Annotated in this window: 15 protein-coding genes and 1 tRNA gene; 8 read left to right on the top strand and 8 right to left on the bottom strand. The window is 70.1% G+C overall.

Annotation, left to right across the window (positions count from 1 at the left end; translation table 11 throughout):
* Nucleotides 1-114: 114 nt before the first annotated feature.
* The gene (locus ACIQ6Y_RS13275; RefSeq protein WP_404036835.1) at nt 115-1,176 is read left to right on the top strand and encodes a peptidoglycan DD-metalloendopeptidase family protein; all 1,062 of its coding nucleotides are present in this window, start codon (nt 115-117) and stop codon (nt 1,174-1,176) included.
* Nucleotides 1,177-1,202: 26 nt separating this feature from the next.
* Here the strand turns inward: ACIQ6Y_RS13275 and ACIQ6Y_RS13270 are convergent, their stop codons facing one another.
* From ACIQ6Y_RS13270 to ACIQ6Y_RS13250, 5 genes are all read right to left on the bottom strand, one after another.
* Entirely contained in the window at nt 1,203-2,105 is a 903-nt protein-coding gene (locus tag ACIQ6Y_RS13270; protein ID WP_404038303.1) for an HAD hydrolase family protein, read from the bottom strand.
* A gap of 54 nt (nt 2,106-2,159) precedes the next feature.
* On the bottom strand, nt 2,160-3,062 hold the full coding sequence (locus tag ACIQ6Y_RS13265) for an LLM class flavin-dependent oxidoreductase (RefSeq protein WP_404036832.1): 903 nt from the start codon (nt 3,060-3,062) through the stop codon (nt 2,160-2,162).
* A 163-nt stretch (nt 3,063-3,225) separates the two neighbouring features.
* Nucleotides 3,226-3,774 (bottom strand): RNA 2'-phosphotransferase, encoded by a 549-nt coding sequence (locus tag ACIQ6Y_RS13260; protein ID WP_404036829.1) that lies wholly within the window; start codon nt 3,772-3,774, stop codon nt 3,226-3,228.
* A gap of 198 nt (nt 3,775-3,972) precedes the next feature.
* Nucleotides 3,973-5,730, bottom strand: a complete 1,758-nt coding sequence (locus tag ACIQ6Y_RS13255) for an SDR family oxidoreductase (protein ID WP_404036827.1) — start codon at nt 5,728-5,730, stop codon at nt 3,973-3,975.
* A complete protein-coding gene (locus ACIQ6Y_RS13250) occupies nt 5,727-6,569 on the bottom strand; it encodes a M24 family metallopeptidase (protein WP_404036824.1) in 843 nt (280 codons plus the stop codon). The genes ACIQ6Y_RS13255 and ACIQ6Y_RS13250 overlap by 4 nt, the downstream gene beginning before the upstream one ends.
* Nucleotides 6,570-6,797: 228 nt before the next feature.
* On the opposite strand from ACIQ6Y_RS13250, the gene ACIQ6Y_RS13245 reads away from it, so the two are divergent.
* The 7 genes from ACIQ6Y_RS13245 (at nt 6,798) to ACIQ6Y_RS13215 (ending at nt 12,608) form a co-directional block, all read left to right on the top strand.
* Nucleotides 6,798-7,772: an ABC transporter ATP-binding protein gene (locus ACIQ6Y_RS13245; protein WP_404038300.1), complete on the top strand. Its 975-nt coding sequence runs from the start codon at nt 6,798-6,800 to the stop codon at nt 7,770-7,772.
* On the top strand, nt 7,762-8,676 hold the full coding sequence (locus tag ACIQ6Y_RS13240; RefSeq protein WP_404036821.1) for an ABC transporter permease: 915 nt from the start codon (nt 7,762-7,764) through the stop codon (nt 8,674-8,676). The genes ACIQ6Y_RS13245 and ACIQ6Y_RS13240 overlap by 11 nt, the downstream gene beginning before the upstream one ends.
* Nucleotides 8,673-9,584 (top strand): ABC transporter ATP-binding protein, encoded by a 912-nt coding sequence (locus ACIQ6Y_RS13235; protein ID WP_404036817.1) that lies wholly within the window; start codon nt 8,673-8,675, stop codon nt 9,582-9,584. The genes ACIQ6Y_RS13240 and ACIQ6Y_RS13235 overlap by 4 nt, the downstream gene beginning before the upstream one ends.
* Nucleotides 9,585-9,593: 9 nt before the next feature.
* Nucleotides 9,594-10,313: an ABC transporter permease subunit gene (locus ACIQ6Y_RS13230; RefSeq protein ID WP_404036814.1), complete on the top strand. Its 720-nt coding sequence runs from the start codon at nt 9,594-9,596 to the stop codon at nt 10,311-10,313.
* 104 nt (nt 10,314-10,417) lie between these two features.
* The gene (locus ACIQ6Y_RS13225; protein ID WP_404036811.1) at nt 10,418-10,651 is read left to right on the top strand and encodes a hypothetical protein; all 234 of its coding nucleotides are present in this window, start codon (nt 10,418-10,420) and stop codon (nt 10,649-10,651) included.
* Between the two features lie 246 nt (nt 10,652-10,897).
* Nucleotides 10,898-10,982: transfer RNA gene (locus ACIQ6Y_RS13220), tRNA-Ser, on the top strand.
* Between the two features lie 279 nt (nt 10,983-11,261).
* Nucleotides 11,262-12,608: a delta-60 repeat domain-containing protein gene (locus ACIQ6Y_RS13215; protein ID WP_404036808.1), complete on the top strand. Its 1,347-nt coding sequence runs from the start codon at nt 11,262-11,264 to the stop codon at nt 12,606-12,608.
* Nucleotides 12,609-12,643: 35 nt separating this feature from the next.
* On the opposite strand, the gene ACIQ6Y_RS13210 is transcribed toward ACIQ6Y_RS13215, so the two are convergent.
* The 3 genes from ACIQ6Y_RS13210 to pheA form a co-directional block, all read right to left on the bottom strand.
* Nucleotides 12,644-13,447: an HAD family hydrolase gene (locus ACIQ6Y_RS13210; RefSeq protein WP_404036805.1), complete on the bottom strand. Its 804-nt coding sequence runs from the start codon at nt 13,445-13,447 to the stop codon at nt 12,644-12,646.
* Entirely contained in the window at nt 13,444-14,721 is a 1,278-nt protein-coding gene (gene serS / locus ACIQ6Y_RS13205; RefSeq protein ID WP_404036802.1) for a serine--tRNA ligase, read from the bottom strand. The genes ACIQ6Y_RS13210 and serS overlap by 4 nt, the downstream gene beginning before the upstream one ends.
* Nucleotides 14,722-15,290: 569 nt before the next feature.
* Nucleotides 15,291-16,223 (bottom strand): prephenate dehydratase, encoded by a 933-nt coding sequence (gene pheA / locus ACIQ6Y_RS13200; RefSeq protein ID WP_404036799.1) that lies wholly within the window; start codon nt 16,221-16,223, stop codon nt 15,291-15,293.
* Nucleotides 16,224-16,316: the final 93 nt, after the last annotated feature.

Raw genomic sequence — 16,316 nt, 5'->3', positions numbered from 1 at the left:
ACGTCCCGTCGACACGGTCGTCGGGCCGCGCAGCACCCCATTCGCAGCAAGGTGTCCCCCAGCCGTACGACGTGAACAGGACGCGGGACACCCGGGCGGGCCACGATCGCTGACATGCCCTCATTTCGCCGTCGCCCGCTGCTCGTTCCGGCGCTGCTGTGTGCGCTCGCGGTGCTCGCGGCCCGCCCGCACGCGGACGCGGACGCGGGCGGGGGCGGGGGCGGTGCCGACGGCGGTACGGCGGCGGAGGTGGCGCGGCTGTACGCGGACGCGGCGGTGGCCACCCAGCAGTACGAGGAGGGGCGGCGCGAGGCCGACACGCAGCGGGCGCGCGCCCAGCGCTACGAGGAGCTGCTGGACCGTCAGCGGCGCGAGATCGCGGTGCTGCACGAGGACCTGGGCCGGATCGCGCGCGCCCAGTACCGCGAGGGCGGCGGGCTCCCGGTCGCCGCGCAGATCGTGCTGGCGGGCAGCCCCGAGCAACTCATGCGCGGCCAGCATGTGTTCTCCCAGGCCAACATGGCGGTCGACAATGCGATCGGCAAGAGCCGCCGGGCACAGGAGCGGCTCGTGGCGGACGAGGCGAAGGCCGCGGCGGCGTGGCAGGAGCTGGAGAAGCGGAACGGCGAGCTGGCCCAGCTGAAGCAGTCCATCGAGCACAAGCTGGAGGAGGCGCGCACGCGGCTGCAGGGGGAGGCGGACGCGTCGGCTCTGGCGGGCTCCTGCCGGGGCGTGGCACGGCTGGAGCAGCCGCCGGCCTCGTACGCACAGGGCTGGGTCGCGCCGGTGGAGACGTACGAGCTGTCGGCGGGCTTCGGCAGCGGCGGCGAGCGCTGGGCGAACCGGCACACCGGGCAGGACTTCGCGGTGCCGATCGGTACGCCGGTGCGGTCGGTCGGCGAGGGCCGGGTGGTGGCCGTGTCCTGCGGGGGCGCGTTCGGCATCCAGATCGTCATCGAGCACCCGGGCGGCTACTACACGCAGTACGCGCACCTCGCCTCGGTGGCTGTGGACCAGGGCGAGCGGGTGACGGCCGGGCAGTGGATCGGGCAGGCGGGAACGACCGGCAACTCCACCGGCCCGCATCTGCACTTCGAGGTGCGGGTCACGCCGGAACTGGGCTCGGGAGTGGACCCGGTGCCGTGGCTGGCGGCGCGCGGGGTGCCCCTGGGATAGCCCCTGACCTGGTCCTTGGCCGGAGGTCAGGCCCTCTGCGCCTCCGCGAGCAGTTGCTCGATCACCACGGCCACGCCGTCCTCGTTGTTGGCGACCGTGCTCCCGGACGCCGCGGCGATCACATCCGGGTGGGCGTTGCCCATGGCGTAGGAGCGGCCGGCCCAGGTGAGCATCTCGACGTCGTTCGGCATGTCACCGAAGGCGACGACCTCCTCGTGCGAGATGCCGCGCTCGGCGCAGCACAGGGCGAGGGTGCTGGCCTTGGAGACCTCGGGGCCGCTGATCTCCAGCAGGGCGCTGGGACTGGAGCGGGTGACGTTCGCGCGGTCGCCGATCGCGGTGCGGCCCAGGATGAGGAAGGCGTCGGGGTCCAGCGTGGGGTGGTAGGCGAGGATCTTGAGCACGGGCTCGTCGGCCCCGGGCGCGTCCGGCCCCAGCAGTTCCTCGGCCGACGCCAGGGTGTCCGGGACCTCCATGTGCAGCTTGGGATAGTCCGGCTCCTGGTTGAAGCCGTACGTCTGCTCGACCGCGTACACCGTGCCGGGCGCCGCGTCCCGCAGCAGGCGTACGGCGTCCAGCGCGTTTTTGCGCGGCAGCTCGCGCACCTTGACGAACCGGTGGGCGCCCGGGCCGCCGTGCAGGTCGACCACGGCGGCGCCGTTGCCGCAGATGGCCAGGCCGTGGCCGTGGACGTGCTCACTGACGACGTCCATCCAGCGGGCGGGTCGGCCGGTGACGAAGAAGACCTCGATGCCGGCCTCCTCGGCCGCGGCCAGTGCGGCGACCGTCCTCGGGGAGACGGACTTGTCGTCGCGCAGCAGCGTGCCGTCGAGATCGGTGGCGATCAGCCGCGGGCGGATCGGGGCGTCGGGGGAGGCCGGGGGCTCGGGCTTTCTCGTCGCTGAGGTCACCGGGCCATTCTCGCGCATATGCCCGCACGGGCGTGCGGGCATCCGCACATCTGAGGCCTCCCTCGTCGAGGATCAGCCCAGCTCCGCGACCGCATCCATCGCGATCTGCTCGAACACCTTCTGCTCGGCTGCGAAGACCGAGTCCGGGATCGGCCAGTGGATCACGATCTCGGTGAAGCCCAGCTCCTGGTGGCGACCCGCGAAGTCGACGAACGCGGACAGCGACTCCAGCGGGCGCCCCCGGTCCGGCGTGAAGCCGGTCAGCAGGATCTTGTCGAGCTGGTTCACGTCCCGCCCGATGGCCGCACACGCGTCGGCCAGCTTCTCGGCCTGTCCGCGGATGGCCTGCACGGACTGCTCCGGCGTGCCGTTCTCGTACAGCTTGGGGTCACCGGTCGTCACCCACGCCTGCCCGTACCGCGCGGCCAGCTTCAGCCCGCGCGGGCCGGTCGCCGCCACCGCGAAGGGCAGCCGGGGCCGCTGCACACAGCCAGGGATGTTGCGGGCCTCGTGCGCCGAGTAGTAGTCGCCCTCGTACGACACCGAGTCCTCGGTCAGCAGCCGGTCCAGCAGCGGCACGAACTCGCCGAACCGGTCGGCCCGCTCGCGCGGGGTCCACGGCTCCTGGCCCAGCGCGGTGGCGTCGAAGCCGGTGCCGCCCGCCCCTATGCCGAGGGTGACCCGGCCACCGGAGATGTCGTCGAGGGAGATCAGTTCCTTGGCCAGCGTCACGGGGTGCCGGAAGTTCGGCGAGGTGACCAGCGTGCCCAGCCGCAGGCGCTCGGTGACCGCTGCGGCAGCGGTCAGCGTAGGAACGGCGCCGAACCAGGGCCTGTCACGGAAGCTGCGCCAGGACAGGTGGTCGTAGGTGTAGGCGGTGTGGAAGCCGAGCTCCTCAGCACGCAGCCACGCCTCACGACCTCCCTCGTGCCACCGGCGGTACGGAAGGATCACAGTGCTCAGACGCAGACTCATGCATCGAGCGTATGCGGCTGCGCTGTTTCACGTGAAACAGTCACCGAACGCGGTCGGCGCGCCACGGGTCAGTGGCGATCACCCAGGGCAGTGGCGATCATCCCGGTCAGCGGTGATCACCCCGGTCAGAGGCGCTCAACCCGGTCAGTGGCGATCATCCCGGTCACTGCGACGCGGGGAAGCGCAGATACCGCGGCGGCACCGCCTTCGTCAGCCACACCCCGTTGGCGCTGACGTGGAAGACATGGCCGTCGCGGTGCATGGCGGCCGCGTCCACCGAGAGCACGACGGGGCGGCCGCGACGGGCGCCGACCCGGGTGGCGGTCTCACGGTCGGGGGACAGATGCACGTCGTGGCGGTTCATGGGCCGCAGCCCCTCGGCGCGGATCGCGTCCAGGTTGCGGGCCACGGTCCCGTGATAGAGGTGCGGCGGCGGGACCGCCGCCGCCAGTCCGAGGTCGACCTCGACGCTGTGGCCCTGGCTGGCGCGGATGCGGGTCCCCTCGACGGCGAAGCGCTTCTTGTCGTTCGAGGCCACCACATGGTCCAGCTCCTCGCGCGTGAAGCGGAACCCGTGCGTGGCGGCCGCCTCGATCAGGGTGTCGATCTCCACCCAGCCGCCCTCGTCCAGCGTGAGCCCGATCCGCTCCGGCTGATGGCGCAGATGCTTGGAGAGGTACTTCGACACCTTCACGGTGCGTTGTTCGTTCATGCGACTCAGCATGACGACCGAGACGCGGATCACGCGACGAGTTTTGCCGGGCAGGTTTGATCCACAACCAACTCAGGTTACCCACAGCCCACTTGGCAGAACTGTGGACAACCCGAGCCCGATATTGGATAGTTCGCGAAATTGCCTGTGCCGACCGGGAAGTTGATCAACAGCCACGGCCGAAGGGCCCCTTCAACGTCAGAGCTTCGGCTCGACGCGGGCAAGCCTCCTCAACAGGCCTGGAGCGAAACGGGACAAGGCGTGTGCGCCCCGCGCCTCAGGGGTGACCGGGACGACCGCCTCGTTGCGCACAACGGCACGCAGGATCGCCTGGGCGACCTTTTCCGGCGGGTAGTTGCGCCTGCCGTACAGCCGCGTGCTGCTCTTCTGGCGGCGCCTCTCCTCGTCCTCGCCGACACCGACGAACCGCGCCGTGGAGGTGATGTTGGTGTTGACCAGGCCGGGGCAGATCGCGCTCACCCCGATTCCCTGGCCCGCGAGTTCGGCGCGCAGGCACTCGCTGAGCATCAGCACGGCGGCCTTGGAGGTGCTGTAGGCGGGCAGGGCACGCGAAGGCTGGAACGCGGCGGCGGACGCCGTATTGACGATGTGGCCGCCCTGGCCGCGCTCGGCCATCTGCCGTCCGAAGAGGCGGCAACCGTGGATGACGCCCCACAAGTTGACGTCGAGGACTTTCTTCCAGTCCTCCGGTGTGGTGTCGAAGAAGGAGCCGGACAGTCCGATGCCGGCGTTGTTCACGAGTACGTCGACCACGCCGTACTCCAGCGCGACCTTCTCGGCGAGCTTCTCCATGGCCTGCGCGTCGGAGACGTCGACGGCCTCGGCCCAGGCGGCCGGTGCGCCGATCAGCTGGGCCAACTCGGCGGTGCGGGCGGCGCTTTCCGCGTCGCGGTCGACGGCGATCACACGGGCGCCCGCCTCGGCGAACGCGAACGCCGTGGCCCGGCCGATGCCGCTGCCTGCCCCGGTGACCAGGACCAACTGGCCGCCGAAGCGGTCGAAGTGGCGGCCTGTCGGCTCGACCTCTGTGCGACCGCCCTCGATGCCGTTGACGAACTCGGTGATCCAGCTGGCCAGTTGCTGGGGACGAGTGCGGGGGACCCAGTGCTTGGCGGGCAGTGTGCGACGGGTGAGCTGCGGCGCCCACAGTTCCAGTTCGTCGTAGAGCCGCTCGGACAGGAAGGCGTCGCCCAGCGGCGTGATGAGCTGCACGGGCGCGTGGGCGTAGGCGTCGGGGCGTGGCCTGCGCAGTCGTGCCCGGACGTTGTCGCGGTACAGCCAGGCGCCGTGGGCCGCGTCCTGGGGCAGCGACGAGGTCGGGTAGCCGTCGGCGGGCACCCGCTCGACCCGCTCCAGGATGCCCGGCCAGTGCTTGCCGAGCGGTCCGCGCCAGGCCAGCTCGGGCAGGACGGGGGTGTGCAGGAGGTAGACGTACCAGGACTTGGCGCCTTGGCCGAGGAGTTGGCCGATCCGGCGCGGAGTGGGGCGCTTCATCCGCCGCTGGATCCAGTGGCCGAAATGGTCGAGGGACGGGCCGGACATCGAGGTGAAGGAGGCGATCCGTCCCTCGGTGCGCTTGACGGTGACGAACTCCCAGGACTGCACCGAGCCCCAGTCGTGGCCGACCAGGTGCACGCGCCGGTCGGGGCTCACCGCGTCTGCGACGGCCAGGAAGTCGTCCGTCAGCTTCTCCAGCGTGAACCCGCCGCGCAGGGGCTGCGGGGCGGTGGAGCGGCCGTGGCCGCGGACGTCGTAGAGGACGACGTGGAAGCGGTCGGCGAGGCGCGGCGCGACCTCGGACCACACCTCCTTGCTGTCCGGGTAGCCGTGCACGAGCAGCACCGTCGGCTGCTCCGGGTCACCGAGTTCGGCGACGCACAGTTCGACGCCGCCGGTCCGCACCCAGCGCTCACGCGCGCCTTCGAGCATGGTCACTTCTCCTCCGCCCAGCGCCGCACGTGCGGCAGATCGTCGTCCAGCCAGAAGGCGCTCTCCTCGGGGTCCCGCGAGTCGGTGACCACCAGGATCTCCTCGAACTTCGCGCCGGTGCCCCGGAAGCCGAGATGGGGCTCGACCGCCCACAGGCCCGGCTGCGGCGGATGGTCGGAGAAACGGTACGGCGACCACAGCGGCGACCACCCCTCGCGATGGCCGTGCAGCGCGTCCGAGGCGAGACCCTTGAGGGACTGGGTGCCGAAGCCGAAGATGTGCGGCGAGAAACGGCGGGGCTTGACCCGGTCGACCTTGTGCGCGATCACTCCGAAGGGGTAGGCGCGGTGCCGGTTGGCGTAACCCTGGCGGACCATGAGGCGCTCCACGTCCTCATAGATCTCGCGCAGCGAGCGGCGTTCGCGCACCTCGCGCAGGATCAGCTCGCGGTGTGCCTGGAGGTCGTCCATCAGCCGGTTCTGGACGGGGTTGAGGCCGAGCGAGCCGGAGTAGCCGATGTCCGCGGTGCAGCCCTCGTAGACCGGGGCCATGTCGAGGATGAACGGCATGCCCGGCTCCAGGGCCCGGTCGGTGGGGAAGAACTGCAGGGGGATGCGGAAGTTCGCGAACGCCGTGCGGTCGCCGAACCAGGCGAAGGGCAGGTGGAACCAGTCCCTCACGCCCCGCTCGCGCAGCCATGCCCGCTGCATCCGGGCCGCCTCACGCTCGGTGACGCCCGGCTGAAGCTGGGCCGCCACCGCTTCCGCGCACTCGTAGGCCAGCCGCTGCACGGTCCTGAATCCGTGCAGCTCCGTGGATATCTCGCCTGCCACTGCCGTCGTCATGCCGCCCCGTCCCACCCGGTCCACACTGACTGCGGTACGTGTCCGTAACTTGACACCGCCGAATCTCGCACCTTGTTAGAGCTGGCGTCAATAGGGCGGCCATGGTGCTGTGTGCCACCCGACCTCAGGGTGACCCTGAGTTCCCCGTACGACTCCAGGGTGACCCCAAGACGGCTCTGGAGTCTGACGACGTCCGTGGCCCACGTCACTACTGTCGAAGACGTGACTGTGATCGCGACCGAAAGCCTGAGCAAGCGGTTCCCCAGGGTGACCGCGCTCGACCGGCTGTCCGTGGACATCGGAGCCGGTGTGACCGGACTCGTCGGAGCCAACGGCGCCGGCAAGTCCACCCTCATCAAGATCCTCCTGGGCCTGTCCCCCGCCTCCGAGGGCCGTGCCGCCGTGCTCGGACTGGACGTCGCCACCGAGGGCGCCGCCATCCGCGAGCGCGTGGGCTACATGCCGGAGCACGACTGCCTGCCGCCCGACGTCTCGGCCACCGAGTTCGTCGTGCACATGGCCCGCATGTCCGGCCTGCCGCCCACCGCCGCCCGCGAGCGCACCGCGGACACGCTGCGCCATGTCGGGCTGTACGAGGAGCGCTACCGCCCCATCGGCGGCTACTCCACCGGCATGAAGCAGCGCGTCAAACTTGCCCAGGCCCTGGTGCACGACCCGCAGCTGGTGTTCCTGGACGAGCCGACCAACGGCCTCGACCCGGTCGGCCGGGACGACATGCTGGGCCTCATCCGCCGCATCCACACCGACTTCGGCATCTCGGTCCTGGTCACGTCCCACCTGCTGGGCGAACTGGAGCGCACCTGCGACCACGTCGTCGTCATCGACGGCGGCAAGCTCCTGCGCTCCAGCTCCACCACCGACTTCACCCAGATCACCACCACCCTCGCCATCGAGGTCACCGACACCGACGAACACCCCGACGGCACCCGCGCGGTGCGCGAGGCGCTCCACGCGCGCGGGGTCACCGTCCAGGACGGCAGCGGCCTGCCCGGCGCCGGACACCTGCTGCTGCTCACCGCGCAGGGCGAGGAGACCTACGACCTGGTCCGCGACACCGTCGCCGACCTCGGCCTCGGCCTGGTCCGCATGGAACAGCGCAGGCACCACATCGCCGAGGTCTTCAGCACCGCTGACGAGAACAGCGACGAGCACCGGAAGGAGGCCGTCGGCCATGGCAGTTGAGCAGTCCCTGTCACAGCCCCTGGCAGCGGGCGACCAGACCCGCATCCACAACATCGGCTACCGCAGCTACGACGGCCCCCGCCTGGGCCGCTCCTACGCCACGCGATCCCTGTACTCGCAGTCCCTGCGCGGCGCCTACGGCCTCGGCCGCTCGGTGAAGTCCAAGGTGCTGCCGATGCTGCTGTTCGTGGTGATGTGCGTGCCGGCGGCCATCATGGTCGCCGTCGCGGTCGCCACCAAGGCCAGCAAGCTGCCCGTGGACTACACGGAGTACGCGATCTTCCTCCAGGCCGTCATCAGCCTGTTCGTCGCCTCCCAGGCGCCCCAGTCCGTCTCGCGCGACCTGCGCTTCAAGACGGTCCCGCTGTACTTCTCGCGGCCCATCGAGACCGCCGACTACGTCCGCGCCAAGTACGCGGCCCTGGCGTCGGCGCTGTTCATCCTCACCGCGGCCCCGCTGCTGGTGCTCTATGTGGGCGCGCTGCTGGCCAAGCTCGACTTCACCGACCAGACAGAAGGATTCGCGCAGGGTCTCGTGTCCGTCGCACTGCTCTCGCTGCTCTTCGCCGGGCTGAGCCTGGTGATCGCCTCCGTCACCCCGCGCCGCGGCTTCGGCATCGCCGCCGTCATCGCCGTGTTCACCATCTCCTACGGCGCCGTCTCCGCCCTCCAGGGCATAGCCGAGCTCCAGAACAGCAGCGACGCGATCGCCTGGATCGGCCTGTTCTCGCCGGTCACCCTCATCGACGGCGTGCAGACCGCCTTCCTCGGCGCGACCTCCTCCTACCCCGGAGGCCTCGGCCCGTCCAGCGGGGAGGGCGCGGTGTACGTGCTGTTCACCCTCGGCCTGATCGCCGCGAGCTACGGCCTCCTGATCCGCCGCTACAAGAAGGTGGGCCTGTGACCACCCTCAAGATCGACCACGTCTCCCGCTGGTTCGGCAACGTGGTCGCCGTCAACGACATCACCATGTCCATCGGCCCCGGCGTCACCGGCCTGCTCGGCCCCAACGGCGCCGGAAAGTCCACCCTCATCAACATGATGGGCGGCTTCCTCGCCCCCTCCACCGGCACGGTCACCCTCGACGGACAGCCGGTGTGGCGCAACGAGGCCATCTACCGGCACATCGGCATCGTCCCCGAGCGCGAGGCGATGTACGACTTCCTCACTGGGCGTGAATTCGTCGTCGCCAACGCCGAGTTGCACGGCCTGGGCGCCAAGGCGGCCCAGAAGGCGCTGGCCACGGTCGAGATGGAGTACGCGCAGGACCGCAAGATCTCCACCTACTCCAAGGGCATGCGCCAGCGCGTGAAGATGGCCAGCGCCCTGGTGCACGAGCCCTCGCTGCTGCTGCTGGACGAGCCGTTCAACGGCATGGACCCGCGCCAGCGCATGCAGCTGATGGACCTGCTGCGCCGCATGGGCGACGAGGGCCGCACGGTGCTGTTCTCCTCCCACATCCTGGAGGAGGTCGAGCAGCTCGCCTGGCACATCGAGGTCGTCGTGGCGGGCCGGCACGCGGCCAGCGGTGACTTCCGCCGCATCCGCCGCCTGATGACCGACCGCCCGCACCGCTACCTCGTGCGCTCCAGCGACGACCGCGCCCTCGCGGCCGCGCTGATCGCCGACCCGTCCACGTCCGGCATCGAGGTCGACCTCGCCGAGGGCGCGCTGCGCATCCAGGCCGTCGACTTCGGGCGCTTCACGGCGCTGCTGCCCAAGGTGGCCCGGGAGCACGGCATCCGGCTGCTGACGGTCTCGCCGTCCGACGAGTCGCTCGAGTCCGTCTTCTCTTACCTGGTCGCGGCGTAGGAGGCCAAGATGTACGACCCCACAGTCGCCCGGCTCACCTATCGGGCCCTGCTCGGCCGTCGCCGGGCCCTTGTCCTCGGCGCGCTGCCGCTGCTGCTCATCGGGATCTCCGTGGTCGTCCGCGGGCTCGCCGGAGCCGACGACCAGACCGCGTCCGACCTGCTGGGCGGGCTCGCGCTCGCCACCATGGTGCCGATCATCGGTGTCATCGCCGGTACCGGCGCGATCGGTCCGGAGATCGACGACGGTTCTGTCGTCTACCTGCTGTCCAAGCCGGTGAAACGGCCCACGATCATCTTCACCAAGCTGATCGTGGCGGTCGCGGTGACGATGGTCTTCTCCGCACTGCCCACCTTCATCGCCGGGTTCATCCTCAACGGCAACGGCCAGCAGATAGCGGTCGCCTACACGGTCGCCGCCCTGGTGTCCTCCATCGCCTACGCGGCCCTGTTCCTGCTGCTGGGCACGGTGTCGCGGCACGCGGTGGTCTTCGGGCTCGTCTACGCGCTCGTCTGGGAGGCCCTGTTCGGCTCCCTGGTGCCGGGGGCACGCACCCTCAGCGTCCAGCAGTGGTCGCTGGCCGTGGCCCACAAGGTCGCCGGCGGTGAGCTCGTCACCTCCGACGTCGGACTGACCACGGCGACGGTGCTGCTGGTCGCGGTGACCGTGCTCGCCACCTGGTACGCCGGGCAGAAGCTGCGGTCGCTGACGCTGGCGGGTGAGGAGTAGACGCGGCGCCTACTGACGGGGGCTTCACCCGCTTACTGACGGGGGTTTCACCCCCGTCCCCGCACACTGGGCACAACGTGGGGCGTACGGCTGGGAGGAAGGGCATGGCAGACGCGCAGTACGACGGCCGCGAACAGCGTGCTGATGTGTGGGACGACCTCGTCCTGGACGAGGACTTCGTCCGCGCCGCCGAGACCACCGAGCCGTCCGCCCGCGCCCGTATGCTCGCCGCACGCTGGCGCCGCGAGCAGCCCGAGCCGCAGCCCTGGCGCTCCGACGAGCCGCCGGCCGGATGGTTCTTCAGCAAGGCGCGCAGGTGGAGGTGGCGGCGGCGCTAGCGGTCGTACGCCTGTTTTATTCGGTGGCGCCCAACTCCCCGACGCGGCACAGTGGTCGGTGACCGGCACCACGATCTGGGAGAGGAGCGAGGCGATGTCCATGCACGGCAGTACGCCGCGCTCCCGACAGGGCAGCCGGCGGCAGGCTCCGGTGTAGTTACCCCACCGTCGAGCCGACCGCATCTGTGTTGCCCGGGGCGGCCGCTTCGAGCACGCGAATCCCACTTCGCGTGAGGCCGCCCACCCGGAGGATTGGCCGAGTGGTAAGGCACCGGCTTGCTAAGCCGTGGTCGGGGGAGACCCCGCGCACGTTCGATCCGTGCATCCTCCGCGAGACGTTGCCACTGGGGGTTGGTGGGACTCCGGTAGTCACACCCCGCGTGCGTCGGCGATCTGGTCCAGGTCGTAGGCGCGTGATCGGATGGCCGCCGAATGTAGCAACCGGCGTGGACCGAGGCCGTCCGGGGCGGGCCGGGTCGGACCGAAGTATGAGCGTATTTGCAGCACGGGATGGCCTGGCCCAGGCATGTCGGGCGAGAGAGCACTCGTGTGGCCGTATGGTCAGTGTGTCCTGATACGGGAAGAGTTGTCGCTTCTAGCATGTGCGGGCATGTTCTCCCTCCTCCATGGCCCGCTCCATGACCCTCTTCATGGCTCTCTCCGCGGCCGTCTTCATCGCCTTCGGCAGCTGCCGGTCCGGGCCGGTGCCGCGGCCGCTGCGGCGCTGGCGCTCCTGCTCGCCTCGCCCGGTCCCGCGCATGCCGCCTCCGGCGACCTCGATCCCTCGTTCGGCGGCAACGGAAAGGTGGTCAACCTCGACATCTCCGCCCCGGAGGACGGGCACGGTCTCGCCGTACAGGACGACGGCAAGCTGGTCGTGCTCGGAAGCTTCTACGGTGAGGGCACCGGCCCCGACTTCGCGATGGTGCGGTACAACCCCGACGGCACCCTGGACAGCGGCTTCGGTAACCAGGGCATTGTCACCACCGACTTCCAGCAGGGCGAGGAGGTGTCCCGCGGCGTCGCGCTGCAATCGGACGGCAAGATCGTCGTCGTGGGCACCTCGCAACGGCCCGGGTCCGAGGGCTGCTGCTGGTTCACGGTGGCGCGCTTCCAGCCCAACGGGGCTCTGGACACAGGCTTCGGCGACGGCGGTCGTACGATCACCGACTTCGGCGACGACGGCGCCGCCGACGCCTACGCGGTCACCGTCCAGTCCGACGACCGGATCGTCGCCGTCGGCCAATCCGGCGGTGACATCGCGGTGGCCCGCTATGACTCCGGCGGCAACCCCGACCCCACCTTCAGCGGGGACGGCCGGCTGAAAACGCACTTCTCGGGAGGCGACATCTCGATCGCCCAGGATGTAGCGGTGCAGTCCGACGGCAGGATCGTCGTCGCCGGAGGTGTCGGACTCGGCAACCCCGGTTATCGGCCAGGCTTCGCGCTCGTCCGCTACAACACGAACGGCAGCCTCGACACCGGCTTCGACGGTGACGGCAAGCGGGTCGTCAGCTTCAGCGGAGAGGCTCAGGGGTACGGGCTGGTCCTCGTCCCGGGCGGCGACATGGCGGTCGCCGGATACGTCACTCCCTCCGGCGGCAACAGCCGGTTCGCGCTGGCCCGGCTCAACTCCGACGGCTCCCTGGACACCGGATTCGATGGCGACGGCAAGGTGACGACGCCGTTCTCGGCCAGCGCCCGCGCCCACGACCTGGCGCTCCAGTCCGACGGCAAGCTGGTCGCCGCCGGCAGCCGCGGTGGTGACTGGGCGTTGGCGCGCTACAACACGGACGGCAGCCTCGACACCGGTTTCGCCGGTGACGGCAAGGTGGTCACCGACTTCACCGTCGGCCTCTCCGACCATGCGCGCGACGTCGCGGTGCAGCCCGACGGCCGGATCGTGGCCGCCGGGGACGCCGAGACGTACCTGGCCCTGGCCCGCTACCTGCCCTGACGGCACGCCTGACGCGGCAACCTGAGGCGGGCCCGCTAGCCGAGCAGCCGCTCCAGGACCACCGCGATCCCGTCCTCCTCATGGGACGACGTCACCTCGTCGGCCACGGCCTTCAGCTCCTCGTGGGCGTTGGCCATGGCCACTCCCCGGGCCGCCCACGCGAACATCGGGATGTCGTTGGGCATATCGCCGAAGGCGATCGTCTCCGCGGCCTTGATGCCCAGTCGACGGGCCGCCAAGGACAGCCCCGTCGCCTTCGACAGCCCCAGCGGCAGCAGTTCGACGATGCCCGCGCCGGCCATGGCGACGGTGACGAAGCCACCGGCGGCCTGTCGGGAGGCCGCCGCCAGCTCGTCGTCGGACAGCTCCGGATGCTGTATGTAGATCTTGTTCAGCGGGGCCGACCACAGATCGGCCGCGTCCGTGAACGGCGTCGCGGGGAGCTCACCGGTGAGGGCGTAGCCCGGTCCCACCAGTACGTCGCCGTCCAGACCGTCACGGCTGGCGGCCAGATACAGCGGGCCGACCTCCGCCTCGATCTTGGCGACGGCGACCCCGGCCAGCTGCCGGTCCAGGGTCACCGATGTCAGCAGGCGGTTCTCCCCGGCGTGATAGACCTGCGCGCCCTGCCCGCACACCGCGAGGCCCTGGTAGTCCAGGTCGTCGAGGATGTGCCGCGTCCAGGGCACGGAACGCCCCGTGACGACGATGTGCGCGGCGCCCGCCGCGGTGGCCGCGGCGAGCGCGTCACGGGTGCGCGCGGAGACCGACCCGTCGGAGCGCAGAAGCGTTCCGTCGAGGTCGGTGGCGATCAGCCGGTAGGGGAACCCGGAGGTCACTTGGCCACCGGCTCCAGCACCTCGCGGCCGCCGAGGTACGGACGCAGCATCTCGGGCACCCGCACGGAGCCGTCGGCCTGCTGGTGGTTCTCCAGGATCGCCACGATGGTGCGCGGTACGGCGCACAGCGTGCCGTTGAGCGTGGCCAGCGGCTTGACCTGCTTGCCCTCACGCACACGCGTCGACAGCCGGCGGGCCTGGAAGCCGTCGCAGTTGGAGGCCGAGGTCAGCTCGCGGTACTTGCCCTGCGTCGGGATCCACGCCTCGCAGTCGAACTTGCGCGAGGCGGAGGCACCCAGGTCGCCCGAGGCCACGTCGATGACCTGGAAGGGCAGCTCGAGGCCGGTCAGCCACTGCTTCTCCCACTCCAGGAGCCGCTTGTGCTCGTTCTCCGCGTCCTCGGGGGCGACGTACGAGAACATCTCGACCTTGTCGAACTGGTGCACACGGAAGATGCCGCGCGTGTCCTTGCCGTAGGTGCCGGCCTCGCGGCGGAAGCAGGGCGAGAAGCCCGCGTAGCGCAGCGGGAGCTTGTCCGCGTCGATGATCTCGTCCATGTGGTACGCGGCGAGCGGGACCTCGGAGGTGCCGACGAGATAGAAGTCGTCCTTCTCCAGGTGGTACACGTTCTCCGCGGCCTGGCCGAGGAAGCCGGTGCCCTCCATGGCGCGCGGGCGGACCAGCGCGGGGGTGAGCATCGGGATGAACCCGGCCTCGGTGGCCTGGGCGATCGCCGCGTTGACGAGGGCCAGCTCCAGCAGGGCGCCGACACCGGTCAGGTAGTAGAAGCGCGACCCGGACACCTTGGCGCCGCGTTCGACGTCGATGGCGCCCAGCGCCTCGCCGAGCTCCAGGTGGTCCTTGGGCTCGAAGCCCTCGGCGGCGAAGTCGCGGATGGTGCCGTGCGTCTCCAGGACGACGAAGTCCTCCTCGCCGCCGACCGGGACGTCGGGGTGCACGAGGTTGCCGAGCGCCATGGCGAGGCGCTTGGTCTCCTCGTCGGCCTCGTGCTGCGCGGCCTCGGCGGCCTTGACGTCGGCCTTGAGCTGCTCGGCCTTCTGCAGGAGCTCGGCGCGCTCCTCGGGCGAGGCCTTGGGGATCAGCTTGCCGAGCGCCTTCTGCTCGGAACGGAGCTCGTCGAAGCGGACGCCGGACGACCTGCGCCGCTCGTCGGCAGACAGGAGAGCGTCGACGAGCTCGACATCCTCTCCACGGGCGCGCTGGGACGCGCGCACACGGTCGGGGTCCTCACGGAGCAGGCGAAGGTCAATCACGTGGTCAAGGCTACCGGGGACGGATGACGGCCCACGACTCACTATTCCGAGCGGCGGCTTACGTACCGTTATGGGGGAATTGCCTGCCGTGTCGATGTCTGTCGACGCCTGCTGATGTCCTGTCGATGCCCGTCGGGGGCGTGTCAATAAAAAGTGTCTCACTCCCTGGGACGGGGCAGGCCCGGGGCGCCCTGTTGACCGGATCTCCTTGTGGAGAACGGGATTTGAGGGGCCTACGGCCTGGCTTTGTCCACAGGGATCCACGACTCCCGAAAGTTATCCACAGGCTGTGTGGAAGATCTGTGGACGTCGGAATTGATCACTCCGCTAAGCGTTGTCGCCCCCTGCGATTCCCTGGGCAAACCTTGAATAGGCCCACCTTCGAGTGGAAATGCGTCGCCCCAAAGGATTGATCAAAGGAAACGAGTGGACGAAGGGTGACTTACATCCTGGTGGGCGCACTTGATCCATCCAGGGTGATTTGTCGACTGCATGCCGCTTCGTTGTCGACTTGTGCACAGGTCGAGAAGCAGACCTGTGGATAACTTCTGTGGATAACGAAAATCTGACTAGAAACGGCCGTCCTGGCAGCGGGCCACCCAGTCGGCCGCCGTGACGAACTCGTCGTCCGACGTCCCCTGTCGCGGGGCGCTCACGTCCTCCACGCCGATGTCCGCGCGCGGGTACGAGCCCAGGTAGCGGACCTCGAGGCAGATCCGCTTCAGCCCCATCAGGGCCTCGGCCACCCGCCGGTCGGAGATATGGCCCTCGGCGTCGATGCAGAAGCAGTAGTTGCCGATGCCGGCGCCGGTCGGGCGGGACTGCAGCAGCATCAGGTTGATGCCGCGCGTGGCGAACTCGCCGAGCAGGTCACGCAGCCCGCCGGGGTGGTCGTCGCGCTGCCACAGCACGACGGACGTCTTGTCGGCCCCCGTCGGCGCGGCGGGCCGGGCCGGACGGCCCACGAGCACGAACCGCGTCTGCGCGTTCTCCGCGTCGTGGATCTCGGTCTCCAGGGCCTCCAGGCCGTACCGGGCGGCCGCGAACTCACCGGCGAACGCGGCGTCGTACCGCCCCTCCTGGACCAGCCGGGCGGCGTCCGCGTTGGAGGCGGCCGACTCCCAGTGGACGTCCGGGAGGTTCGTCTTCAGCCAGTTGCGCACCTGCGGCTGGGCGGCCGGGTGCGCGGAGACCGTCTTGATCTCCGACAGCTTGGTGCCGGGCCTGACCAGCAGCGCGAAGGTGATCGACAGCAGCACCTCGCGGTAGATCATCAGCGGCGCGCCCGCGACCAGCTCGTCGAGGGTGGTGGTGATGCCGCCCTCCACGGAGTTCTCGATGGGCACGAACGCGGCCTCGGCCTCGCCGGTGCGGACCGCGTCCAGCGCGGACTGCACGGACACATACGGCACCAGCTCCCGGGTCGCCGCCTCCGGGAGCGTGCGCAGGGCGACTTCGGTGAAGGTGCCCTCGGGGCCGAGATACGCATAGCTCGCTGGCATGCCCTCACCCTAATGGCCGCAAAGGCCCCCGGCGGGCCCGTCTCATGACAACCACCCGTGCGGGTGGTTTGAAACGCCCCGGCCTCAGCCCTG

The organism is Streptomyces sp. NPDC096205 (genome assembly GCF_044763135.1).
GTDB lineage: Bacteria > Actinomycetota > Actinomycetes > Streptomycetales > Streptomycetaceae > Streptomyces.
Note: the sequence above shows the minus strand (reverse complement) of the source record. Positions and strands in the feature narration are given on the sequence as shown.